Consider the following 599-nt stretch of genomic DNA (forward strand, 5'->3'; position numbering starts at 1 on the left):
GGTGCGCAAGCCTGCTGTGCGCTGCCGCCACTGCCGCTCGACGCCGATGAGGGCACCCAGGACGAAGGCCAAGGCGAGGTCGGCGGTGGTTGCCAGAAGTTCCTGCTGCGCTGCCATCAACATAGGGGGACCTCGGATGAATGGGCGACATTATGGCATGGCGAGCGTCGAAGCAAAGCCAGGATTACTAAAGTCCGGCCCATAGGGCCACACCGAGGCCTATGAGCAGGATAGGGCTCAGGATCTCTCCGTGTCGGTCCAGCCAGGCAAGGCGCCAACGCAAGCCCAGCAGGGTCGCGAGGCCGACGAAGGTGATGATCAGTCCGATGGTAGCCAGCGAATAGACTACCAGTACCGATGCCACGGCAAGGCTGCCCAAGGGCAGGGCGGCGATGAGTACCGGCACGAAGGCGCCGTCTGGCGACGCGGCGACGCCCGCCGCCATGAGCGTGAGCCAGGATTCGCGCCGAGCCTTGTCGCCGGCGCGGGCTGGATGATGATCCGGCAAGCCTATCGCGGCAGGCACCGCTGGGTTTTTGCTGTCGGGCTCGGCATGCGCGTGTTCGTGTTCGTCATCAGGTTCATGGGAGTGTTCGTGA

Annotated in this window: 2 protein-coding genes; both read right to left on the minus strand. The window is 64.6% G+C overall.

Annotated features, from left to right (window positions below; all coding sequences use genetic code 11):
- The coding region (locus Q0C23_RS09815; protein WP_367273160.1) for an MgtC/SapB family protein at positions 1 to 123 on the minus strand (123 nt) is incomplete at its 3' end.
- 64 nt (positions 124 to 187) lie between these two features.
- Positions 188 to 599 (minus strand): hypothetical protein (locus Q0C23_RS00820; RefSeq protein WP_291510480.1); only part of this gene is annotated, 412 nt, incomplete at its 5' end.

Source organism: Acidithiobacillus sp., assembly GCF_023256195.1.
Taxonomy (GTDB): Bacteria; Pseudomonadota; Gammaproteobacteria; order Acidithiobacillales; family Acidithiobacillaceae; genus Acidithiobacillus_A.